22 protein-coding genes are annotated in these 24,569 nt (G+C 37.1%); 18 read left to right on the top strand and 4 right to left on the bottom strand.

The features are described 5' to 3' along the window. Nucleotides 1–696: 696 nt before the first annotated feature. Together ACIQVU_RS06625 and ACIQVU_RS06620 are read left to right on the top strand one after the other, a co-directional pair. Nucleotides 697–1,968, top strand: a complete 1,272-nt coding sequence (locus tag ACIQVU_RS06625; RefSeq protein WP_340807000.1) for an L-lactate MFS transporter — start codon at nt 697–699, stop codon at nt 1,966–1,968. A 185-nt stretch (nt 1,969–2,153) separates the two neighbouring features. Beyond that, nucleotides 2,154–2,846, top strand: a complete 693-nt coding sequence (locus ACIQVU_RS06620) for an AIM24 family protein (protein ID WP_340806998.1) — start codon at nt 2,154–2,156, stop codon at nt 2,844–2,846. A 39-nt stretch (nt 2,847–2,885) separates the two neighbouring features. Here the strand turns inward: ACIQVU_RS06620 and ACIQVU_RS06615 are convergent, their stop codons facing one another. Next, nucleotides 2,886–4,136 (bottom strand): BaiN/RdsA family NAD(P)/FAD-dependent oxidoreductase, encoded by a 1,251-nt coding sequence (locus ACIQVU_RS06615; RefSeq protein ID WP_402894497.1) that lies wholly within the window; start codon nt 4,134–4,136, stop codon nt 2,886–2,888. Between the two features lie 260 nt (nt 4,137–4,396). On the opposite strand from ACIQVU_RS06615, the gene asnB reads away from it, so the two are divergent. The 4 genes from asnB to ACIQVU_RS06595 all read left to right on the top strand — a co-directional run bounded on the left by asnB (nt 4,397) and on the right by ACIQVU_RS06595 (nt 10,615). Next, complete coding sequence (asnB, locus tag ACIQVU_RS06610) at nt 4,397–6,244, top strand: asparagine synthase (glutamine-hydrolyzing) (protein ID WP_340808606.1); 1,848 nt, start codon at nt 4,397–4,399, stop codon at nt 6,242–6,244. Nucleotides 6,245–6,618: 374 nt separating this feature from the next. Beyond that, a complete protein-coding gene (locus ACIQVU_RS06605) occupies nt 6,619–8,232 on the top strand; it encodes a putative polysaccharide biosynthesis protein (protein WP_340806995.1) in 1,614 nt (537 codons plus the stop codon). A gap of 9 nt (nt 8,233–8,241) precedes the next feature. Beyond that, a complete protein-coding gene (locus ACIQVU_RS06600) occupies nt 8,242–8,955 on the top strand; it encodes a pseudouridine synthase (protein WP_402894493.1) in 714 nt (237 codons plus the stop codon). Between the two features lie 163 nt (nt 8,956–9,118). Next, nucleotides 9,119–10,615, top strand: a complete 1,497-nt coding sequence (locus tag ACIQVU_RS06595; protein WP_340806992.1) for a GGDEF domain-containing protein — start codon at nt 9,119–9,121, stop codon at nt 10,613–10,615. 46 nt (nt 10,616–10,661) lie between these two features. Here ACIQVU_RS06595 and ACIQVU_RS06590 read toward each other — a convergent pair whose 3' ends face one another. After that, complete coding sequence (locus ACIQVU_RS06590) at nt 10,662–11,831, bottom strand: MDR family MFS transporter (protein ID WP_340806990.1); 1,170 nt, start codon at nt 11,829–11,831, stop codon at nt 10,662–10,664. 281 nt (nt 11,832–12,112) lie between these two features. Next, nucleotides 12,113–12,334: a DeoR family transcriptional regulator gene (locus tag ACIQVU_RS06585; RefSeq protein WP_053996610.1), complete on the bottom strand. Its 222-nt coding sequence runs from the start codon at nt 12,332–12,334 to the stop codon at nt 12,113–12,115. A 356-nt stretch (nt 12,335–12,690) separates the two neighbouring features. Between ACIQVU_RS06585 and pepV the strand changes: the two genes are divergently transcribed. The 7 genes from pepV to ACIQVU_RS06550 all read left to right on the top strand — a co-directional run bounded on the left by pepV (nt 12,691) and on the right by ACIQVU_RS06550 (nt 20,061). Continuing rightward, nucleotides 12,691–14,097, top strand: a complete 1,407-nt coding sequence (gene pepV, locus ACIQVU_RS06580; protein ID WP_340806984.1) for a dipeptidase PepV — start codon at nt 12,691–12,693, stop codon at nt 14,095–14,097. A 27-nt stretch (nt 14,098–14,124) separates the two neighbouring features. Beyond that, nucleotides 14,125–14,979 carry a D-amino-acid transaminase gene (gene dat / locus ACIQVU_RS06575; RefSeq protein WP_340806982.1) on the top strand — a complete coding sequence of 285 codons (855 nt, stop codon included), beginning with the start codon at nt 14,125–14,127 and terminating at the stop codon, nt 14,977–14,979. 178 nt (nt 14,980–15,157) lie between these two features. Further along, nucleotides 15,158–16,162, top strand: coding sequence for an NERD domain-containing protein (locus ACIQVU_RS06570; protein WP_340806980.1), 1,005 nt, complete (start codon nt 15,158–15,160; stop codon nt 16,160–16,162). A gap of 2 nt (nt 16,163–16,164) precedes the next feature. Beyond that, complete coding sequence (locus tag ACIQVU_RS06565) at nt 16,165–17,112, top strand: diacylglycerol/lipid kinase family protein (protein ID WP_340806978.1); 948 nt, start codon at nt 16,165–16,167, stop codon at nt 17,110–17,112. Between the two features lie 76 nt (nt 17,113–17,188). Beyond that, nucleotides 17,189–17,839, top strand: coding sequence for a tRNA (guanosine(46)-N7)-methyltransferase TrmB (gene trmB, locus ACIQVU_RS06560; RefSeq protein ID WP_340806976.1), 651 nt, complete (start codon nt 17,189–17,191; stop codon nt 17,837–17,839). Nucleotides 17,840–17,850: 11 nt separating this feature from the next. Further along, entirely contained in the window at nt 17,851–18,714 is an 864-nt protein-coding gene (locus ACIQVU_RS06555) for a YtnP family quorum-quenching lactonase (RefSeq protein ID WP_340806975.1), read from the top strand. Between the two features lie 120 nt (nt 18,715–18,834). Next, entirely contained in the window at nt 18,835–20,061 is a 1,227-nt protein-coding gene (locus tag ACIQVU_RS06550) for a carboxylate--amine ligase (protein WP_340806972.1), read from the top strand. Nucleotides 20,062–20,123: 62 nt separating this feature from the next. On the opposite strand, the gene ACIQVU_RS06545 is transcribed toward ACIQVU_RS06550, so the two are convergent. After that, nucleotides 20,124–20,438 (bottom strand): hypothetical protein, encoded by a 315-nt coding sequence (locus tag ACIQVU_RS06545; protein ID WP_340806971.1) that lies wholly within the window; start codon nt 20,436–20,438, stop codon nt 20,124–20,126. Nucleotides 20,439–20,597: 159 nt separating this feature from the next. On the opposite strand from ACIQVU_RS06545, the gene ACIQVU_RS06540 reads away from it, so the two are divergent. The 5 genes from ACIQVU_RS06540 (at nt 20,598) to ytpR (ending at nt 24,449) form a co-directional block, all read left to right on the top strand. After that, entirely contained in the window at nt 20,598–21,674 is a 1,077-nt protein-coding gene (locus tag ACIQVU_RS06540; RefSeq protein WP_340806970.1) for a M42 family metallopeptidase, read from the top strand. Between the two features lie 59 nt (nt 21,675–21,733). Beyond that, nucleotides 21,734–22,255, top strand: coding sequence for a DUF84 family protein (locus ACIQVU_RS06535; RefSeq protein WP_340806968.1), 522 nt, complete (start codon nt 21,734–21,736; stop codon nt 22,253–22,255). A gap of 84 nt (nt 22,256–22,339) precedes the next feature. Next, nucleotides 22,340–22,858: a hypothetical protein gene (locus ACIQVU_RS06530; RefSeq protein ID WP_340806967.1), complete on the top strand. Its 519-nt coding sequence runs from the start codon at nt 22,340–22,342 to the stop codon at nt 22,856–22,858. Nucleotides 22,859–23,013: 155 nt separating this feature from the next. Next, complete coding sequence (locus tag ACIQVU_RS06525) at nt 23,014–23,838, top strand: DUF1444 domain-containing protein (RefSeq protein ID WP_340806966.1); 825 nt, start codon at nt 23,014–23,016, stop codon at nt 23,836–23,838. After that, nucleotides 23,835–24,449, top strand: a complete 615-nt coding sequence (ytpR, locus tag ACIQVU_RS06520) for a YtpR family tRNA-binding protein (protein ID WP_340806964.1) — start codon at nt 23,835–23,837, stop codon at nt 24,447–24,449. Before ACIQVU_RS06525 ends, ytpR begins: the two co-directional genes overlap by 4 nt. Nucleotides 24,450–24,569 lie beyond the last annotated feature (120 nt).

The raw sequence follows: 24,569 nt of genomic DNA, 5'->3' as shown, positions 1-24,569 counted from the left end.
ACAGTTTTCGCGCATAATGCGAAAAGAATCATAAATAAGCAAATCAATATAAGAAAGCTTGTGCGGCTAACTAAATAGCAATTTTTAATAATATGAATATCGTTGCTTATAGCGGATTGTTTAAAAATATATATATTTGAATAATAAAAAAATAACAATAAATATTCATTATTATTGAATATACAAAGTATAGAGATAATTTATTTTCCTGCAAATCCCTTAAAAGGTTGATAAATCATTTCTTTTTGTTTTTTTACGTTCGTTTATCATGATAAAAATTATTTCTTTGTGAGTTAAAATTCTCTTTTATTCCTAATATTTCTTATTGATGAATTTTCGCGATGAAAGAAAATAGCACTAAAATTTATATACAAGAAGATAAATAAATTGTGATAGTATGTGAAAATATACACAGAATTAATTATTTTAATATAATTACATAGAATTTATACAATAGAGTGGAAAAGTAATATTATCTAAAAAATGTTGTAATTTTTGTTAGATAAACATCGTTATACTTAGAGGCTGTTAGGTTTTAATGATAGATATGAGTGATTGGAAAATAAAATACTTTTTGGAGAAATAATATTTTTTAGAAAAACATCTTGCATTTGAATAATTCTTAATGGTAAATTGTTTTACATGGACGTTCATAGAATTTTCACAGGTAGCAAAAGAGGGGAGAAATGAGAATTTATGAATAAAAATAGATGGTTAATTGCATTATCTGCAATTGCGATTCATCTTTCAATCGGTGGAGCCTATGCATACAGTGTGTATAAGCTACCGATTGTTACAGAAATGGGATGGAGTGAAACGAACGTAACGGTTGCCTTTACAATTATGATGGGGCTTGCAGGTTTTGCAGCTGCTTTATTTGGTAGTTTAGTAGAAAAAATGGGACCACGTAAATCTGCGATGGTAGCAGCTGTGCTGTTTGGAGCAGGACAAGCTGGTGCAGGCGTAGCGATTGCAATGGATTCGGTTGTAATGTATTGGTTAACATATGGTGTTTTAAGTGGATTAGGTATGGGGATTGGCTATATTGCGCCTGTATCGACACTCGTAAAATGGTTCCCAGACCGCCGTGGTTTAGCTACAGGTATGGCTGTACTTGGATTTGGCTCAGGTGCGCTTATTACAGCACCCGTTGCAGCTAACTTAATGGAGGCAGTTGGCATTTCTACTACATACTTTATTTTAGGGGCAAGTTATTTCACGTTAATGATTTTAGGGGCTTCCTATATAGCACCGCCTAAGCCTGGTTATATGCCAGCAAATATGAAGGCTGCGGCTGAAAACGGCAAAGCGGTTGTCAAAAAAGATTTAGCTGTCATGTCAGCGCGCGAAGCTGTAAAAACAAAGCATTTCTGGATGCTATGGTCGATGCATTTAGTAAATGTAACAGCAGGTATTATGATGATTTCTGTTGCTTCTCCAATGGCGCAGGAAATTGTTGGTCTATCAGTGGCAGGAGCTGCAGCAATGGTAGGCATCATGGGGTTATTTAATGGTGGTGGCCGCTTAATCTGGGCTGCTGTGTCTGACTATATTGGTCGCTCAAACGTTTTTGTTATTTTCTTTACAGCACAGTTAATTACATTTATTGTTTTACCACATACAACAAACGTTATACTTTTCCAAGCACTTATTTTCTTAGTTGTTAGTTGCTATGGTGGTGGCTTCTCAAACTTACCTGCATTTGCAAGTGATTTATTTGGCACGAAGCAACTTGGTGTGATTCATGGTTATTTATTAACAACTTGGTCATTAGGTGGTATTTTTGGACCGCTGTTAGTAAATACGATTAAAAATACTTATGGTAGTTATATTCCTGTTTTCTATGTATTTGCAGGATTAATTGCTGCTTCCTTAATTATTTCTATTACATTACGTGCAAACGTACGCAAACAAGCAGCGTTAAAAGCAGCGGCACAAAATGTTGGAAATGTGTCAACAACACAATAAGCATCAAGACTATATAGATGTCCTACTACAGGGGCATTTATATGGTCTTTTTTTATCAATATTGTTATATAACAATTAATAACTAATATATAACAGTGATTATTGATTGTCAATTCTATCAGCATAAAAACTTGAATCTTTTTCTAAAAATGAACGTATATAAGGTAATTAGGGAGGGATTTATTATGGGGAAATTTTCTTTAAATGAATTTGTTCGTCAAACACAGCAGGATGATAATGAGAACGATTATTTTGAGTTAGAAACAGAACGCGTATTAGAGGTTAATTTAAATGGTGATGTCTGGTCTAAAATGGGTGCAATGATTTCCTATACAGGTGATATTAAATTTGAACGTGAGCGTGTACTGGAGCATGGGCTTGGTAAAATGTTTAAAAAGGCATTAACAGGTGAAGGCACGCAATTAATGAAAGCGAGCGGAAAAGGTCGTCTATATTTAGCAGACCAAGGAAAGAAAATTACTGTTTTTGATTTAAACAATGAAAGTCTTTGCGTCAACGGTAATGATTTATTAGCATTTGAGCCTAGCATTGAATGGGATATACGTTTAATGCGAAAAATGGCAGGGATTATGTCAGGTGGCCTATTTAATGTCACATTACAAGGTAAAGGCAAAGTTGCCATTACAACACATTTTGAGCCATTAACATTATTAGTAAAGCCGGGGGAAACGGTCTATACAGACCCACATGCAACGGTTGCATGGTCAGGCAATTTAACACCTGAGTTTAAAACAGATATTAGCTTCCGTACATTTATTGGTCGTGGTAGTGGTGAATCGATCCAAATGGCATTTTCAGGAGAAGGTTTTGTGATTATCCAGCCATTTGAAGAAGTATATATGTCAGGTGAAAGCTAAAGAAGCGTGTCCATTCTTTTTAGGACACGCTTCTTTATATTATAATGCTGCATGCATACCTGCAATGCGACCTGTTACAAGGGCGGAGGTGATATTGTAGCCACCTGTATAGCCATGAATATCGAGAATTTCACCGCAGAAGAACAAGCCCGCTTTTTTCTTAGAAGCCATTGTTTTTGGCTCAATTTCTTTGACGGAAACACCACCACCTGTGACAAACGCCTTCTCAAGAGATTGTGTGCCATTTACTGTAAATGTAAAGTTGACGAGTAAACGTGCTAGCTGACGCATTTTCTCTTGGGACAAGTCAGCACCTATTAGCTGGACATCAATATTTGCTCGTTGACATAAAAATAATAGCCAACGTTCAGGAGCAATGCCTTTCCAAATATTTTTCACAGCTTTTTTTGGCTCTGCCTTTATAAGCTTGTTTAAGTATTGCAGACACGTTTCTTCATTATAGTTCACGAGCGTTTGAATACGCATTGTGACTGGCTCATAGCCTGTTTTCATCAATTCCTTGACAACAAATTGACTACAGCGTAAAACAGCAGGACCACTTAAGCCGAAATGGGTAAATAGCATATCCATTTGGTGGGTGACAAGCACCTTCCCTTTGTTGTTTAACACGGATACAGCGACATCTCGTAATGCTAGCCCTTGTAGTTCACGTGTTTGAATAAAGCCCTCTTTGGAGGTAACAGGAACCTCTGTTGGAAATAATGTTGTGACAGTATGACCTGCACGCTCTGCCCATGGGTAACCATCGCCTGTTGAGCCTGTTTGTGGTACAGCTTTTCCACCAACAGCAACAATGACCGCCTGACTGCGAATTTCAGTGCCATCTGCAAAGCGTACACCTAAAATTTTTTCATCATCCATTAAGAGTTTATTAACGGCTGTATGCAAGCGCACCTCGACATGTAAATGTTGAAGCTGACGGATTAGTGCATCCACAACATCCTGTGCACGGTTGGATACAGGGAACATACGTCCATGATCCTCTTCCTTTAATGCCACACCGAGCCCTTCAAAAAATGTAATAATATCTTCATTATTATAAACGGTAAACGGGCTATAAAGAAAACGACCGTTACCAGGGATATGTTTGACGATTTCTTCAACAGGCAAACGATTTGTGACATTACAGCGCCCACCGCCAGAAATAGCTAACTTTTTGCCAAGCTTTGCGCCTTTTTCTAGCAATAATACCTTCTTGTTACGCTCTCCTGCCGCAATTGCCGCCATTAAGCCAGATGGACCGCCACCAATTACAATTACATCATACATAGTTAGAAACTCACTTTCTGTTCAAATTAGGAACTTTTCCTATTATACATGAAGTCTATAGAAGGGAGGGCTTCTTTCGCATTGAAAATAAGAGAAAAGTGCTTTATAATTTTTTATCTCTTCTCTCAAGATGAAGAGTCGCTTATAGTAGAGTGAAACATAAACATTTTGTTATACAATTGGATTGTCGGAATGAAATAAATGTCTTTTCATGCTATTATGGTAAAGGTTATGCACTAAATTATGAGGTGAAAAATAGAATGTGCGGATTTATTGGTTATATTAATGGAACAAATGTGATTGATCATCATCAAACAATTGAAAATATGATGAATACAATTATTCACCGTGGACCAGATAGCGGTGGTATTCACAGTGACGATAAAGTAACATTAGGTTTTCGTCGATTAAGTATTATTGACTTATCAGAAGTAGCGAATCAACCATTATATAGTGAAGACGGCAATATTGTGCTTGTTTTTAATGGAGAAATTTTTAATTTCCAGGAGCTACGTGCAGACCTAATTGAAAAAGGTCATACATTTAAAACACAATCTGATAGTGAAGTTCTTATTTATGGTTATGTAGAATATGGCGTAGATTTTGTGAAAAAGCTACGTGGAATGTTTGCCTTCTGTATTTGGGATAAAAAGAATGATTTACAGTTTATTGCTCGTGATGGCTTTGGGATTAAGCCATTGTATTATTCTGAGCATACAACAGACGGTACATTTATTTTCGGATCGGAAATTAAATCATTTTTACCACATCCTTCATTTATTAAGGAATTAAATAAAAAGGCATTGCGCCCTTATTTAACATTCCAATATTCTGCAATGGATGAAACATTCTTTAAAGGCGTTTTTAAATTGCCACCAGCACACTATATGCTGATTCAAAATGGTCAAAAACAGCTTGTCCAATATTGGGATAAAAAATTCCATGCACAGGAAGCGCCAATTGACAAATATATCGCGGATATACGTTCAACAGTGAAAGAATCTGTAGAGGCACATAAAATTAGTGATGTAAAAGTTGGCTCATTCTTATCAGGTGGTATTGACTCAAGCTATATTACTTCTTTATTGCGCCCTGATAAATCTTTCTCAGTGGGCTTTGCAGACTACGAGGATATGTTTAATGAAACACATCATGCAAAGGCATTGTCAGATGAATTAAATATTCAGAATGAACGTAAATATATTACAGCAGAAGAGTGCTTTGAGGCTTTACCGAAAATTCAATGGCATATGGATGAGCCACAGTCCAATCCATCTTCTGTACCGCTTTACTTCTTATCAGAGCTTGCCTCTAAAGATGTAACGGTTGTACTATCAGGTGAGGGTGCTGATGAAATTTTCGGTGGCTATTCTTGGTATCAAAACTCAGGCAGAATGCAAAAGTATGAAAAGCTTCCACAAGGCTTACGTAAAAAGCTACGTGGTATTGCAGAAGCTCTACCGAAAAATGCCTATACGAACTTCCTTGTCAAAGGCGGCCAAACAGTAGAGGAGCGCTTTATTGGGGAAGCGGTTGTTTGGGATGAAGTAGATGCTATTCATGTATTAAAGCCAGATTATAAAAATGCGCCATCCGTTAAGTCGATTACAAAGCGCATTTATGATGAAGTGCCTGGTGATGACGATGTCACAAAAATGCAATACTTAGACTTAAACCTTTGGATGCCTGGCGATATTTTATTAAAGGCAGATAAAATGAGTATGGCACACTCGATTGAACTACGTGTACCATTTTTAGATAAAGAAGTGATGGAATTAGCGAAAAATATTCCATCAAGATACCGTGTCAATGATATTGATACAAAATATGTACTACGTCAGGCTGCACATCAGGAATTGCCAGAGGAATGGGCAAAACGTCCGAAGCTTGGCTTCCCAGTACCGATTCGCCATTGGTTACGTGAAGAGAAATATTATAATATGGTTAAAGAAATGTTTACAACTGACTTTGCCAATGAGTTTTTCGATACAAAGCAATTAGTCGGCTATTTAGATGAGCATTATACAGGTAAAGCAAATCGTGCGCGTTATATTTGGACAGCCTATGTATTCTTAGTATGGTATAAAAAGTTCTTTGTGGACATGTAATAGAGAGGCACTGAAATCGGTGGGGATGTTACAATCCTCACCGATTATTTTAAGCTTTTTTATCACGTGTTAACAAATATTTTCTGTGCGACAGCAATAGGCTGTGGGAGGCTTACTTCAAAATGGAAGTTAAAACCGAAATGTTTGAGCGAGGGATCCATAGCCTATCAAAACAAAGATTGGTGAAATGTTCATTTAATGGGGAACGTGTGAAAGTTTCACTGATTAAAGATTCACTTTAAGTAAATTTTTTCATAGATTTGTGCGTTCCATTTTCTGAAATTATGGTAAGATTACAGTTGGTTTACTTAGCACAAAATGATGTGAAAATGTGACGATAAAAATATTGAATTTACAATGAATGGATGGGTATGATGTCCAATTTAATGAAAGGTACTGCGATATTAACAATGGGAATGTTTTTATCGAAGGTACTCGGATTAATTTATATTTTTCCGTTTTATGCAATTGTAGGTGAGCAAAATATTGCGCTTTATCAATATGCCTACATTCCCTACTCTATTATGCTAGCCATTGCGATTTCAGGTGCGCCGATTGCTGTTTCTAAATTTGTTTCGAAGTATAATGCAATGGGTGATTATCAATCAGGCCGCAAACTGATGAAGTCGGGCATCCTTATTATGATGGTAACAGGTTTTGCTGCGTTTCTAGCACTCTTTTTTCTTGCAACACCAATTGCAGGACTTGTTATTAAAAGTAAGGAGCAGGTTTTTACTGTTGAGCAAATCGCTACCGTTATTCGCTGGGTAAGCTTTGCCTTGATTGTTGTGCCATTTATGAGCTTATGGCGTGGTTTCTTCCAAGGTTATAATAAAATGGAACCTACTGCTGTTTCACAATTAGTGGAGCAAATTGTACGTATTGTTGTGCTGCTTGCAGGCTCCTTTATCGTGGTTGTTATTTTTCAAGGAAAACCAGAAACAGCCATCTCCTTTGCTGTGTTTGCAGCCTTTATTGGCGCGATTGGCGGCTTAGCTGTACTTTATTATTATTGGAAAAAGTATCAGCCTGAATTTAATTTATTGCGTAGTCAAAGTGTGACCTCCACACAGCTACCAATGTCGAATATTTATAAAGAGGTTATTACCTATTCGATTCCAATGGTATTTGTAGGGGTAGCTAATCCATTATTCCAATTAGTTGATATGCTAACATTTAACGGCGCTATGACATCTATTGGGTTAGCTGAGGTAACAGATACTTACTTATCAATGATCAACTTTATGACCCATAAGGTTGTGATTATTCCAGTTATGCTTGCTACAGGGTTTTCAATGGCGCTTGTGCCAACGATTACAAAATATTTTACACAGGGTGAATATTTAGCACTGCGTCATGCAATGGATAAAACGTATCAAATTTTAATCTTTATTACATTGCCAGCGGTCGTAGGTATTTCGCTACTGGCGAATGAAATTTACTTTATGTTGTATTCTGAAAGTGAAATGGGTGCAACGATTTTAGCGCATTATGCACCTGTCGCTATTTTATTTGCACTATTCCAAGTAACAGCAGCGTTATTACAAGGAATCGACTTTCAAAAATGGATTGTTTTTAGCTTACTATCAGGGATTTTAGTGAAGCTAGCGCTAAATATTCCATTAATTCGTTGGTTGGAGGCGGATGGTGCGATTGTGGCAACAGCTATAGGCTATAGTGTATCCATACTTATTAATATGTGGGTGCTGCGTAAAACGCTAAATTACCGCTCTGAATTGGTGCTGCGCCGTGTTGCATTAATTGTTTTATTGACAATAACAATGGCGATTAATGTGCTGCTTGTACATAAGCTATTGGAAGTCATCATGGGGCCTGTTGATAGTAAATTATCAGCATTGCTATACTCGATTATTTGTGCAGGTGCTGGTGTTGCAGTCTATGGCTTCTTATCGCTACGTTTAGGATTAGCACAAAAGCTATTAGGTGAACGATTAACACGTATTACAAGCAAGTTTGGAATAAAATAGGGAGGTATTATGCGTTTAGATAAATTATTAGCAAATATGGGCTATGGCTCTCGTAAGGAAGTTAAACAGCTATTAAAACAAAAAGCTGTAACAGTAGATGGTAATTATGTAAAGGATGCAGCATTGCATGTTGATCCTGATCAACAAATTGTCACTGTATATGGAGAGCGTGTTATTTATACAGAGTTTGTTTATTTTATGATGAATAAACCGCCTGGTGTTATTTCTGCTACAGAAGATTTACGAGATGAAACGGTCATTGATTTATTGGAGCCTTTACATCAGCATTTTCAACCTTTCCCTGTCGGTCGTTTAGATAAAGATACAGAAGGCTTATTATTATTAACAAATGATGGTGTATTAGCCCATAATCTATTATCTCCAAAAAAGCATGTGCCAAAGGTTTATTATGCACAAATTGATGGTGTAGTAACAGCGGATGATGTAGAGAAATTTGCTGTTGGCGTTGAGCTAGATGATGGCTATGTAACAAAGCCAGGTAAGCTTGTTATTGTAACATCTGCACAACAATCAGAAATCGAGCTAACAATACAAGAAGGAAAGTTTCATCAGGTCAAACGCATGTTTGAAGCTGTCGGTAAACATGTCACATACTTAAAGCGATTATCGATGGGACCCTTAAAGTTAGATGATCGTCTAGCATTGGGTGAGTATCGAGCGCTAACGCCAGAGGAACTAGAGCTTTTACAACATTCACAATAAAAATCTCTCGGTGCTAGTTATATAGCACTGAGGGATTTTTTCTATACAGTGCATCATCTGTCACGGTATAATATGAAATGAGCGATGGTGATATAGTCATGGTATCAATCAGTCTCTAATGTTTCCCAAAAATGATAGCGAAAATAAGTAGAGGACAATGATAATGAAAAACCTGCGTATTAAATTATTACTATCTTTAATAGCTTTTGCGGTTATACTCGTAGCTGTTATTTCATATGTAAACAGGCAAATATTAGTAGCGGATATCGAAAAACAAATGGCCATTAATCGAGGTTTAATTGAAAGTCATATTTTAACAGATATGCAAGCTGTAGATTCAGCACAATTTTATTTTGATCAAAATACCTCAGATAAGTTAGAGCAGGAGCTGAGAGATTTAGCTTCCTACTATCGAGAGAATCCGAATATTGCTACTTGGAACCTAGAGCAAATGAAAGATAGAATCGGCATGGATATATACATATTAGACCAAACTAACACGGTCGTTTATACAACCTTTTACAAAGACTTAGGCTTAAACTTTGCTGAATGCTGTCAACGCTTCTCAGCATTATTGGATGAGCGCCGTGCCAGTGGTGAATTTTATACAGATGGTGTTGATATTTCAACAACTACTGGAGAATACCGAAAATATGGTTATCTCGCCACACATGATAAAAAATATATATTGGAGCTTGGCATCAATTTATTGGACGATCCAATCTTTCAAACCTTTAATTTTGAAAAAACCGCAAATTATTTAATAGCAAAATACACAGATTTAATGGATATTCAAACAATTAATGCTGGTGGTATATTTTTTAATAATGCTAAAGCTAAAAGAATTACAGTACAGGATCAATCAGAGCAGTTTCAGCAATATTTTGGGCTTGCCTTAAAAATGATGAAGCCTGTTGAATATCAAAAGACCTTGGATCATGGTCTTAGTGAAACACATCTTTTTTTACCATATGAAGCGGAAACGGTAAGAGGGGAGTCCTCCAAAAGAATTGTCTATGTAAAGTATGGGAATTTTACAAAATTGGAGGCGCTTCAAAAAAATACGCGGCAATTTTGGTTTACATTGTCGATTGCTTTGCTAACATCCTTTATTATGCTGTTAGTAATTAATAAAATTTTATCCAAAACGATGCAGCTGGCTACATTCGATCCGTTGACGGGTGTTTATAATCGAGCAGCTTACGTTAGAAAGCTTGATAAATTAATAAGAAAACGCAAAAAGAAAATGCTAGGCTTATTGTTAGTTGATTTAGATAATTTTAAACAAGTCAATGATCAATTTGGTCATGCAGAAGGGGATAGCATTCTAATTGACACCGCGAAAATTTTAAAGCAGATCGTGAAAAATAGCGGCTTTGTTGTTAGGTTTGGTGGAGATGAATTTGCCATTGTGCTGCATCATGCAACAGAGCAGCATATGCAACAAATGGCAAACGCCATTTTAACACAAATACGAGCAGCCAGATATAAGGGCAAGCAATGGTCTATTTTATCCGTTAGTATAGGCGGTGCAATTTATCAAAGCGGAGATACAGAAACAAGCTTATTTATGCGAGCAGATCAAGCACTCTATCAATCCAAACATGCTGGAAAAGACCAATATTCTAGTTATGCAGAGGTTGCAGCTACCAAAGAATAATACAAAGCTCCACTTCTATGACTAATTCAATAGAAGTGGAGCTTTTTTAATGACCAACTTTTTTGGCTTTATAAAATAAGCAGCTAAACAGTACAAGGATGGCGATAGTTGGGAACATGGCATCCATATAATGGCTTAATAGCCAGCCGCCAATAATAGGACCAAGAAAGCCCCCTAAATTTTTAAATTGTGCAGCACCTAAATAAGTAGCCTTTTGTGTTTCAGGTGCAATTTCATCAATCATTACATTCATTGTTGGGAAGGCGAAGATTTCACCGATTGTAAAAATAATCATTGCACTAATATAGAGTGCATAATTGTTGGCAAATCCAAATAATAAAAGACCAGCCGCAAAAAATACAACACCTACTAATAATATTGCTGATGAGGAAAAACGTTCTGACAGAATGCTAATTGGTAATTGTAATAATAGCACTACTGCTGCATTTAGTGAGATTAATAACGAATAGAGCTTTGCGCCATCTTCAATTGTTAGCTCAATAATTTGCGGCAATGTAGAGTCAAATTGCGAGTAGCCAATATTAATTAAAATAGCACCAAAGATAAAGCTAAGCAGCACACGATTTGTTAACAAAATCGTGAAAGTATGGAGTATTTTTGTTTGAACAACTGCCTTTTGCTGCTGCATAGGATAATGATTTAAGACGAAAAATAAAAATATTGCATAAATAATATACATAATACCAGTAAGCATAAAGGGAATACTTGGGCTTGCTAATTGTGAAATATAGACACCAATAATGGGGCCAATAACAGCGGCAATATTAATAGCTGTGTAACGCAATGAAAATAATCGTTTGCGTTTATCGGCAGGTGTAAAGTCAATCATTAAAGCCTGTGTAGAAGGCTCGAAAAATGAGCGACAAAGACCATTGAGCGCATTGAATACAATAAATAGCCAAACAACATGGACCGTTGCAAAGCCAAAGAACACAAGGCTCCAAACAATAATTGTTAGTAAAATCACACTTTTTCGGCCAAAGCGGTCTGTTAAATACCCACCAAAAAATCCGCCAACTGTAGAAATCAGTGGTGCAATACCAATGGTCAATCCTATTTGTAGTGGAGAGGCTTGGATTTCATTATGTAAATAAATTGCTAAAAAGGGCATTGCCATAAAGCTCGCAATCCGTGTGAAAATCGTTCCACCTAAAATAATCCATACTAATGGATGAAACAATTTTGATAATTTCATCGAAAATCCCCCTCTCAAGATGTAGAATGTTTCGAGTTTAACGGATTGTAAAGCAACTGTAAATAGTGAAAATGATTGTAAGAAGGATAAATGGTGCAGAATAAGCCTGAGATTGAGCGACGGGTGCTGATAATTGGGCGGAGAGAATCAGAATTGAGTGAGTAGCCCCAATAAATGAGTGAAGAAAATCCAAGATTGAGCAGCTTTCAAAACGACAAAAAAGAATGACCCCGACGAAAGGTCATTCCTTTTCCATACTCAATGTTTTACGTAACATAAAACTAAGACGTCAATTTTACTTTTTTCTTCGTCGTTGTCCATCTGCCTCGACTTGGACTCATCACCAAATCGTTAAAGGCTAACACGTTCAAATCTCTTTGAACAGTGCGAGGAGTGATACTAAACTCTTCGACTAAATCCTGTGTAGACACGGTTCCTTTGTCTAAAATAAACATGTACACGTCTTTAATACGATTAAGCATTCGATCAGTAGTTGGTTTCATAAATGAACCACTCCTTCATCTTAATTCTCTTGGCAAAGACTAGCGGACGACAATATGTGCGGAGTGCACTTAGGCTTTTAAGTTGCTGCCTTAGACATCCCCTTTTCTAATTTGATGATCAGAACAATTATTCTGATAACTTTATTATATAGAAAAACTACTTGATTTTCTAGTGAATACAAGAGAAATTTACAATTGAAATATAAAATTTATACTGTATTTTGTGGAGAGATGGGTAAATCATGCTATATATGGTAGTGTTCGTCTAAGCGATTGCAAATAGTTGTTAGCAAGATAGTTGTCATCTATGTTGGAAGGTGTAGAATAATGTTATGACATTGAAGGAGGTACATCATATGGATTGGTTACAAGCTGCAAAAGACAGACAAGATGAATTAATACAAGAACTACAGGAGCTTGTGCAAATTAGGAGTGTTCTCGATGAGGATACAATTACTACTGAAGTACCTTTTGGTGATGGTCCGCTACAAGCGCTAGAATGGTTATTAGCGAAGGGTCAAAATGAAGGGCTACAAACAAAAAATATCGATAACTATGCTGGGCATATTGAAATGGGTGCAGGTGAAGACCTGTTAGGAATCTTATGCCATGTTGATGTTGTGCCAATCGGCGATGAAGTGGATTGGACATATCCACCATTTAGCGGCACGGTTGCGGATGGCAAATTATATGCACGTGGTGCAATTGATGATAAAGGTCCTACGATTGCAGCATGGATGGCAATGAAGCTTGTCAAGGATGCGGGCATTCCATTAGAAAAAAGGGTACGCATGATTATTGGTACAGATGAGGAAACAGGATTCCGCTGTGTCGACCACTATTTTAAAAAAGAGGAAATGCCAACAATTGGCTTTGCACCAGATGCGGATTTCCCGCTCATTAATGCTGAGAAGGGCATTGCAGAGCTTGTGTTCTCTCAACAGCAAACTGGTAATGCAGCGAAAGAACAGCTACTACTATTTAATGCAGGAAAGCGCCCAAATATGGTACCTGATTTTGCAAAAGCAGTCGTTCAACATGTTGTAGTACCATTCGAACAGAATTTTCGAACATTTTTGAACAAAAATCAGCTAGAAGGCTCTTTATTATTAGAGGACTCTCGCTATATAATAACTATCAAAGGTAAAGCGGCACATGCAATGGAGCCTGAAAAAGGTGTCAATGCAGCCGTTTATCTTGCAAAATTTTTACAACAAGAGGTAACAACAGAAGCAAGTAAACAATTTGTTGATTTTATCGCAGATGTTTTTTATCAAGATCATTATGGCAGCCAGCTTGATTTACAGTTTAAGGATGCCATGTCTGGTCCAACAACATTAAATCTTGGAATTGTTAGCTATGATGTTCAAAAGGGTGGCAGCTTGGTAATTAGTATGCGCTATGCTGTGTCATATCCATTTGATGAAAAAATAACAGCTGCACAACGTTTAGCTGCTGAAAAAGGTTTTTCACTTGATGTTCAAGATGATTCAAAGCCACATTATGTTAGTGAGGATGATCCATTTATTCAAACATTGGTAGCGATCTACCGACGTCAAACAGGTGATACAACAACACCTTTATTATCTACAGGCGGTGGCACGTATGCACGTGTGATGAAAAAAGGAGTAGCATTTGGTATGTTATTCCCAGGTGAGCCAGATGTGGCGCATCGTGCGGATGAATTTGTCGTTATTGACAACCTTGTAAAGGCAGCAGCTATTTATGCTGAAGCAATTGTTGAGCTTGCAGGAAAAAAATAATTTAAAGACGAAAAGGATGAACAAAACATGGCATATTCATTATGGAATGATCAAATTGTTGAAGAAGGATCTATTGCAATATCACCAGAAGATAGAGGCTATCAGTTTGGTGATGGTATTTATGAAGTAGTTAAAGTATATAACGGAAATATGTTTACAGCACAAGAACATATTGATCGTTTCTATGCGAGCGCCGAAAAAATTCGTCTTGTTATTCCTTATACAAAAGACGTGTTACACAAATTATTACACGACCTTATTGAAAAAAATAATTTAGATACAGGGCATGTTTATTTCCAAATTACACGTGGTGCTAATTCCCGTAATCATGTTTTCCCAGATGCAAGTGTTCCAGCTGTATTAACGGGTAATGTCAAAGCGGGTGAACGCGCATATGAAAACTTTGAAAAAGGCGTAAAGGCTACGTTTGTAGAGGATATCCGTTGGTTACGCTGTGATATTAAATCGTTAAACTTACTTGGGGCTGTACTTGCTAAGCAGGAGGCGGCTGAAAAAGGTTGCTATGAAGCCATTTTACATCGTGGGGATATCGTAACAGAATGCTCGTCCGCAAATGTATACGGCATTAAAGATGGCAAGCTTTATACACATCCAGCGAATAACTTCATCTTAAATGGTATTACACGTCAAGTTATTTTAAAATGTGCGGAAGAAATTAATTTACCTGTTATTGAAGAGCCAATGACAAAAGCAGATGTTCTTACAATGGATGAAATAATTGTGTCATCTGTATCATCTGAAATTACACCTGTCATTGATGTGGATGGCCATCAAATTGGCGCTGGAGTTCCAGGCGAATGGACACGTAAATTACAGCAAGCTTTCGAGGCAAAACTGCCGCTTGCTATAAATGCAAAATAAGAGAATCTTGTAAAGAAGAGGAACTATTCTATATGGATAGTTCTCTTTTTAATGGTAAAATATAAACACAGCAATTGAACAATTTTACATATTGAACATTGTAGAACAAATGTCGATGTAATGAGTATAACTGCCTCTTTTAGTACAACAAAAGTAAGGAAGAATGGAGTGACCTTGCATGGCACAATTGGTGAAATTACAAGATTATATTTCACGCTATCAAATTGATTTAGCGAGATATCCAACACAATTTGTCCGCCTAAAGAAAAGCCAATGGGAGCGCATTAGGCGTCAGTGGGAATTGGGGGAGGATATTAGCGAATGGCAACATGTCGACAATGAGGCAGAAACAGATGTTTTCGAAGAAAAGGAAAGGTTTTCTTTCTTGAAAAAAATATTTGCTGGACGTCAAAAAGAAGTATCAGAGGATGTAGAACAATTAGAAATCTCAAATGAACTGATGAGTGATGAGGATATCATTCCAGAGGAGGAAACAACCTTAACATTTGAGCCTAAAATTGTCTATGCACCACAATCAATTCATGAGCTTAAACGAATGTTTATCGATCAATTTTTCCATTTTCAAATAAAATGGGCGAGCTCAACATTACGAGAAAAATCGTATGTGGACCCTCGCTTTATGCGTGATTCTTTACTACGCATGTTATTGCAAACATTACCAGATAACTACTTGTTATTTTATTACCCGATATTACAAATAAGAAAAGCGCCGATTGAGCTTGATGTAGTGCTAATGTCGCCGACTGAATGCATTTGTATTACGGTTTTAGAGGCTGAAAATCAAGCTGTATATGTTGGCGGCAGCGATCGTTTTTGGCTCAAAAAAGTAGGCACAAAGGATGCAAAAGTGCTAAATCCTACGATTAATTTAGGACGTATGGAATCAGTGCTTACACAATTATTTAAGCAAGATCATATTAATATGCCTATTCGCAAGGTTGTGTTAACGCGCAATGGCTATTTTGACTATCCTGGCTCACCATTCGGGGTACGTTTTGTGGATCGCCGCAATTACGGAGAATGGATTGAGCATTTACGAAAAGCATCTTCACCGATGAAGCATATGCAAATTCGCGCTGCCCAAACCATTTTAAATAATGTACAAACAACATCCTTTAATCGCGATATTTGGCAGCAAACGAACTCATCACCAGAGGATTAACTATGCAGCTTTTATTTATTGTGAATGAAGCTGCTGGCAATGGTCGAGCAAAAAAGGTTTGGCAACAGCTTCAACAGCAACTAACAATTGCCTATGAAGTCGCTTTTACAGCATATGAAGGGCATGGAACGAAAATAGCCAAGCATTGGGCACAGCAACATCATAGTAAAAAGCTAATCATTGTTATTGGTGGTGATGGCACAATCCATGAGGTAGTTAGTGGTATAGTACATAATGAGTTTATTGTAATCGGTGTTGTACGTGCTGGTTCTGGCAATGATTTTGCACGTTATTTTCCAATCTTTCGCAATGCTAATCAAATTGAAGCGTATGTGAAAACAGCGATGGCAAGTACAAAGATGGATATTGGCATTATTGAGCCTAGCGATAGGCAAAGTGACATCTTTGTTAATAATACAGGTGTAGGGTTTGATGCATATGTAGCAAAAGCTATTAATACATCTCGCATCAAGTTTTACCTCAATAAAGTCGGGCTAGGTAAGCTTTCATACGCTGTTGCTGTTATAAGAGGGCTATTTCATTTTAATTGTTTTAATGTAACAGTACATTCAGTTGAACAAACACGGCATTTTCAGCGAGTATGGTTTGTCGCAGCGAGCAATCAGCCTTATTTTGGCGGAGGGATGAAAATTGCTCCTGCTGCTAAGGCAGATGATGGGCTTGTTGATCTAACAATTGTCCATGGAATTTCTCCCATAAAGTTATTATTCGCCTTTGTTACAGTATTTTTTGGCAAGCATACAAAATTTAAGGAAATTACCTTTTTACAAGAACAGTATTTTAATATTGTTGTAGAGGGGCATCAGGTGGATTGCCATACAGATGGTAATTATATTGGAGTGATGCAGCAGGGCACTACTATTCATTGTACAGTGAAGCAACAAGCATGGCAGGTTATAGCACAAAATGGAGATAACATTTCGCAATAATTTTATGCGATTTAAAGAGGAATACGTTATACTATAAAAAATTAATAATTTTACAAGAAAGAAATGAGGAAAAACATTGAGATTACGAAATAAGCCTTGGGCGGAGGAAATGATTGAAAATCATCCAGAGGTGATTATTCCAAATCCTGAAGACTTTAAAGGAAATTGGCAGGCTGTTTTTGGTAATGACCATCCCATCCATATTGAGGTAGGTACTGGAAAAGGGCAATTTGTAAAAGGAATGGCTCTGCAAAATCCGCATATCAACTACATTGGCATTGAGCTTTATGATAGTGTGATTGTTTGTGCATTAGAGAAAATTTTAGAGGCAAATTCTCCAGCGAATTTACGATTATTAAAAGTAAATGGCGCGGACTTAAATAAATTCTTTGATAAAAATGATGTATCACGTGTATACCTGAATTTCTCAGATCCTTGGCCAAAAAAGCGTCATGCTAAAAGACGTTTAACACACGAGGGTTTTTTGAAATTATATGAGTCGATTTTGGTGGATAATGGGGAAATCCATTTTAAAACGGATAACCGTGGTCTGTTTGAATATTCATTAATCAGTATGTCTGAATATGGTATGTTATTAAAATATGTTTCGCTTGATTTACATGCTAACATGCCAGAGGACAATGTGATGACAGAATATGAGCAGAAGTTTTCTGCAAAGGGGCAGCCGATTTATCGATTAGAATCGCAATTTATCACTAAATTGTAGGGGGAGTATGGATGGATCAGTTACAGTTTCACAGTATGTCATTATCATGGCTAAACGGGGGTGTTACATGCCTAGATGGTGGTGCAATGTTTGGCGTTGTACCAAAGCCGCTATGGTCACGCAAATATCCTGTAAACGAAAAAAATCAAATTGAGTTGCCAACAGAGCCAATTCTTATTCAATATGAGGGGAAAAACTATTTGATTGATACAGGTGTAGGCTTTAACAAATTAAATGAAAAGCAATTACGAAACTTTGGTGTCACAGAAGAAGGCTCATTGGCAGCTAGCTTACAGGAGCTTGGCTTAACAGCAGCGGATATTGATGTTGTATTAATGACGCATTTGCATTTCGATCATGCAGGAGGCTTAACACGCTGGGAGGGGGATGTCCTTGTACCAACATTCCCAAATGCTAAAATTTTTGTCACGAAAATTGAATGGGATGAAATGCGTAACCCGAATATTCGCTCCAGAAATACGTATTGGAAAGAGAACTGGGAGCCTGTACAGCACTTAGTGGAAACGTATGAAGATACAGTAGAGGTAGCACCAGGTATTGAAATGATTCATACAGGTGGTCATAGTGAAGGTCATGCCATTATTAAACTAACGCAAAATGGTGAAGTATTATTGCATATGGCTGATATTATGCCAACGCATGCTCACCAAAATCCTTTATGGGTATTAGCATATGACGATTACCCAATGACAAGTGTCTTTGCCAAGGAACGTCTTATGAAGGAAGCACTTGCCAATAACTATGGCTTTATTTTCTATCATGATGCGTACTACCGTATGATTAAATGGGATGCAACAGGCAAGGAAATTGTAGATAAGCTAGAGCGTGGCAGACAAGCTGTTATTACGTTTTAATACAAGACGAGGTACTTGGCATCATAAAATGTCGATACCTCGCCTTTTTTGTTCGTGAACAATATGGAAAATATGATACACTAAACACGATACTAAATTATAAAGAGAGTTGAAATAAACATGGCAACTGAGCAACCATTTTTACCTGTTTTACTAGGATCAGATATGAATGCATACGGTATGGCACGTGCATTTTACGAGGCGTATGGCATTAAACCGCTTGTGTTAGGGCGTTCTCATTTAACAGCCACACAAGATAGCCATATTTTACATTTTCAAGAAATTGATCGTTTAAATGAACAAGATGTTTTTGTCCCTGCACTTGCACAGGTGGCAAAACAATATGGGGATAAAAAATTATTACTATTAGCATGTGGTGATGATTATGCAAAGCTTATTATTAAAAATAAGCCTGCACTACAGGAGCATTTTACTGTTCCGTATATTGATGAGTCATTAATGGATGAAATTTTACTAAAGGAAAATTTCTATAAAATGTGTGACCAATATAATTTCAAATATCCAGGTACAACAACGGTAACAGCTGATAACTATGAAAACTTTACACCACCATTCGATTACCCAATCATTTTAAAAGCGTCCAATTCTGTAGAGTATTGGGCATGTACATTCCCAGGCAAGAAAAAGGTTTTTGTCGCTTATAATGAAGCAGAAAAAACAGCTATTTTAAAGGCGATTTATAGCTCAACCTATCAGGATACAATGATTATTCAAGAATTTATCCCTGGTGATGATTCCTATATGCGCGTGTTAAATGCTTATGTCGGGAAAGATGGCAAAGTGAAGCTCATGTGCTTAGGTAATCCAATACTTGAGGAGCATTCGCCTGAAGGCATTGGCAGTTACGCAGCCATCGTGACAACATATGATAAGGAATTAATGGATCAAGTACGCTTCTTTTTAGAGGATATTGGCTATACAGGCTTTGCGAATTTCGATATGAAATATGATATTCGAGATAAGCAGTATAAGCTATTTGAAATTAATTTGCGCAATGGTCGCTCCAGCTATTATGTCACAGCAAGCGGTCATAATTTAATGAAGTATGTGGCAGATGATCATATGCTAAATATTGAGCAGGAAACAACTTATGTGGAGAATAAGCATTTATGGATGGTTATTCCAAAGGGCGTACTCTTTAAATATGCATCGAATGAAAAGCTAAAATTAGAGGCGAAGAAATTAATTCGTGAGGGTAAATATACAAACTCACTATACTTTAATGAGGATATGAATGCTAAGCGCTGGGCAAAGCTTACACTTAATAACTTAAACTATTATCGAAAGTATAAAAAATACTTTAATAATAAAGGCTTATCTGAATAAATGAAAGAAGGGGCTATTGCAAAAAAGATGTTTACCTTTTGCATAGCCCCTTCATTTGTTAGTTATACTTCTGTTAGTTCTACAACAACACCTGAGCGTGCATCAGCAGCAAATTCGAAGGTTTGTAGTTCACCTTCATGCATACGGGAAATGCCTCCACGATAGACTGGGATTGTCATAATACCATTTGTATAATCCTCAGTTTTCATAAAAATCCAAGAGCCGTCAATTGGCGCATCCTTTTTAAATTCTCTTTTTATGTTTTCAAGTACTTGTCCTGCGGGTACGAATGGAGAAACTTTTTCACTAGCTTCTTTAATAATGACTGCGGCAGCTAAGCCAGTTGCAACACCGATTAAAAAATCACGTAATTTCATGTTTCCTTCCTCCTTTTCTATATTTTTTATTTTAGCATAGCCTATAGAGTGAATGCACGTTCACGATTTGAAAGAAATGGTTCAATATTTCGAATTCAGAAATAAATATGATACAATAGGCAAGAAAAATATTCTACTTCGTAGGGAGAGATAGGCATCATGGATAAAGAAACATTACAATTATTTCAAACATTAACAGAGCTACCGGGTGCGCCTGGGAATGAACATGCTGTTCGCGCATTTATGCGTTCCGAGTTAAAAAAATATTCAGATGAAATGATTCAAGACAATTTAGGTGGTATTTTCGGTGTTAAATATAGTGAGGTTGCTGATGCGCCTAAAGTGTTAGTAGCAGGGCATATGGATGAAGTAGCGTTTATGGTGACATCTATCACAGACAATGGCATGCTGCGCTTTCAAACATTAGGAGGCTGGTGGAACCAAGTCATGCTGGCACAGCGTGTAGAGGTATTTACGAAAAACGGTGCAATTCCAGGAGTTGTATCATCTATTCCACCGCATTTATTAACAGATGCTGAGCGTTCTAAGCCAATGGATATTAAAAATATGCTGATTGATATTGGTGCTGACAATAAAGAAGATGCAATCGCTCTTGGTGTTCGCCCAGGGCAATCCGTTATTCCAATTTGTCCATTTACACCAATGGCAAACCCGAAAAAAATTATGGCAAAAGCTTGGGATAATCGCTATGGCTGTGGTCTAGCGATTGAATTAATGAAAGAAGTACAACACGAAAAACTCAGTTCGCATTTATATGCAGGTGCAAATGTGATGGAAGAGGTTGGCTTACGTGGCGCACAAGTATCTGCCAATATGATTAAGCCAGATTTATTCTTTGCATTAGATGCTTCGCCTGCAAATGATATGTCAGGAGATAAAAATCAATTTGGGCAGCTCGGCAAAGGTGCATTGCTACGTATTCATGATCGTACAATGATTACACATCGAGGCATACGAGAGTTTATTTTAGATACAGCTGAGTCCAATCATATCCCATATCAATACTTTATTTCACCAGGCGGCACAGATGCAGGGAAGGTGCATATTGCCAATGATGGTGTACCAAGTGCAGTAATTGGTATTTGCTCACGATACGTTCATACAGCAGCGTCGATTATTCATATTGATGATTATGCAGCAGCGAAAGCATTAATTATTGAATTAGTGAAAAAAGCAGATCGTTCGACATTAGAAACGATTCGCGCTAATGTATAGGAAGTTAGAAAGATGCCTTTAGCGGGCATCTTTTTCTATGGAAAGAAAGTAGGGGTTAGATGAAGATTGCAATTGGAACAACAAATAAAGCAAAAGTAGAGGCAGTTGAAGCAATTGCTCAACACTATTTTAAGAATGCAAGCTTTTCTCATGTAAAGGCGGCTTCTGAAGTAGCAGATCAGCCAATCGGCAATGAGGAAACACGAGCAGGCGCTATAAACCGTGCCCAAAATGCTATGGTACAAACAAATGCACAGCTATCATTTGGCTTAGAGGGTGGTGTTGTGGAAATTGCTGATGCTATGTATATTTGCAACTGGGGAGCACTTACTGTTGCAGATGGTACAATATTGACAGCAGCAGGTGCACAAATTATATTACCAAAAGAAATTGCCCAGGAAATAAAAGCTGGTGGAGAACTTGGACCCATTATGGAGCAATATACAAAACGTCAAGATATTCGGCAAGGTATGGGTGCTGTAGGTATTTTTACGCAAGGTTTAGTTAGTAGACAAGTAATGTTTGAGCATATTGTATCACTTTTAATCGGACAATATTTATTTACATATTCACAAAAATAAATGATAAGAATAAAGTCGTGAGGTTGCAACTTATGAAAGATTTTTTTAAAATAGAAAAAACTTAGTAGTGAAGGGAAGAGAGAAATGTCATATAAGTGGCTAAAAGCTATTGGCTTAATGCTTTTACTTCTGGGACTTGCTGGCTGTAGTCAATCTATTGATGAGCAAATTGCGAACGGACTTCAAATAACAGAAACTGTTTTTGCTGAAGAGCCAGAACAGCATACAGAACAAGTTGGTCAAATCAAATTATACCTGCCTTCAAAATTTAACATTGAAGATAGTTCAGATGAATACAATATTGTGATTTCAAAAGGAAAAGAAAGCTATATTCTTTTTATTAATGATCGTGAAGCACAAGATAGTAAGCTATATTATAATCTTTTACAGGAAAACGATGCCGCTAAAATTATTGAAGAAATGACCTATGAAAAGGATGGTCGTTTTGGCTTTACAGCAGTTCTTCAGACAGAGCAAGAGGATGAAATGGAGCTAATTGTAAGCAGTGGCGGCATAAAAATGACAACGATTTCACAAGCAAAGCATATTGAGGATAATTTGCGAGACATGACGAAAATTGTTCATTCCGTTAAGATAAAGTAACTGGATAGGATTTTTGATAGATGTAATAGACCAATTACACCCAGCTTATATGAACGTGTTAAAATCCACATAAACTCCTGCGAGAAGCTTGCAAGCAATGTGGATTTTTATTATTGTTAGAAGCTGTGTTAGCTAAAAATAGGATGTGAATAAAAATGAAGCAAATAAAGTCAGAACAGCTTGCAGAGCTACTAAAAGAGCGGTTAAATACAGAGAGCTTTGAATTTCACTATGATAAAAAGCATGATAAATTACGCTTAAATCATAGAAAGCTTGGGAAGGGAATGGAGCTTTCCTTGCCGGGCATTGCGGCTAAATATAATGATAAACAAGAAGCGGCTATTGCAGAAGTTGTCTATACAATTGAACAAACCTTTCATGCAATGGAGCAAGAGGCAGAGCAAGGCTTCCAGCAAACAACACAAATTTACCCTGTGATTCGTGCAACATCATATCCACAAGCATCAAAAGAGGGACATGCATTTATTACGACAGAGCATACAGCCGAAACGCGTATTTTTTATGCGCTTGATTTAGGAAAAACATATCGCTTTATTGATGAATCCATGCTTGAAGCATTACAATTAACAGTGGAGCAAATTCGCGAAATGGCTAGATTTTCCGTTAAGCAGTTACCAACTACGTATAAAAAAGATGAAGTAGCAGGCAATCTATTTTATTTTGTCAATGTGAATGACGGGTATGATGCAAGCCGTATTTTAAATGAGAGCTTTTTAAAAGAAATGCGTGCTCAGGTAGAGGGCGATATGACATTGTCAGTGCCTCATCAAGATGTGTTAATTATAGGTGATATTCGTAATGAAACAGGGTATGATGTATTAGCACAGATGACAATGCATTTCTTTACTGTCGGTACAGTACCGATTACATCGTTATCATTTATTTATGAGGATGGCGAACTAGAGCCAATTTTTATCCTAGCAAAAAACAGAGTGAAAAAGGAGCAAGAAAAACAATGAATGTATTTTACAATAAAGAGCATGTAGGCGATGTATTATTAGTTCAATTGGCGACAGAACCAATCGTTAAAACAGTTGTAGAGCGTGCTGGTGATTTTGCCATTTTAAAGGAGGCACAAACAGGGGAAATTAAAGCCTTTAATTTATTTAATGCAAGTAGCTATGTACAAACGGATGCAAAAGGCGTAGTGGATGTAACACCAGAGTTAGTAGCACAGCTAGAAGCAGCGATTGAAAAAAATGGTGCTACGATTCGCCTTGATGTTGATTTTTCACCAAAGTTTGTGGTGGGCTATGTAGAAACAAAGGATAAGCATCCAAATGCCGATAAACTAAGTATCTGTTCTGTAAATGTTGGTAATGAAACATTACAAATTGTTTGCGGAGCACCAAATGTAGAAGCAGGGCAAAAAGTAGTTGTAGCAAAAATCGGTGCAGTGATGCCCTCTGGCATGCTCATAAAAGCAGGCAACTTGCGCGGTGTAGATTCTTTTGGCATGCTATGCTCAGCTCGTGAATTAGCGATTCCAAACGCCCCTTCTGAAAAAGGCATTTTAGTATTGCCTGAGGATGCGGTTGTTGGTAGTGCCTTTGAAGTACCGAGCAAATAAAAATGGCATAGAAAATACTTATTTATTGATATGGATTACAAGACAATAAATAGAATAACAGCTCATCTAACGAGGTGAAACATTTGAAATCGTTATGTTACAAATATGACAGTAGCATAA

The sequence above is a fragment of the Lysinibacillus sp. NPDC098008 genome (genome assembly GCF_044760715.1).
GTDB lineage: Bacteria > Bacillota > Bacilli > Bacillales_A > Planococcaceae > Lysinibacillus.
Note: the sequence above shows the minus strand (reverse complement) of the source record. Positions and strands in the feature narration are given on the sequence as shown.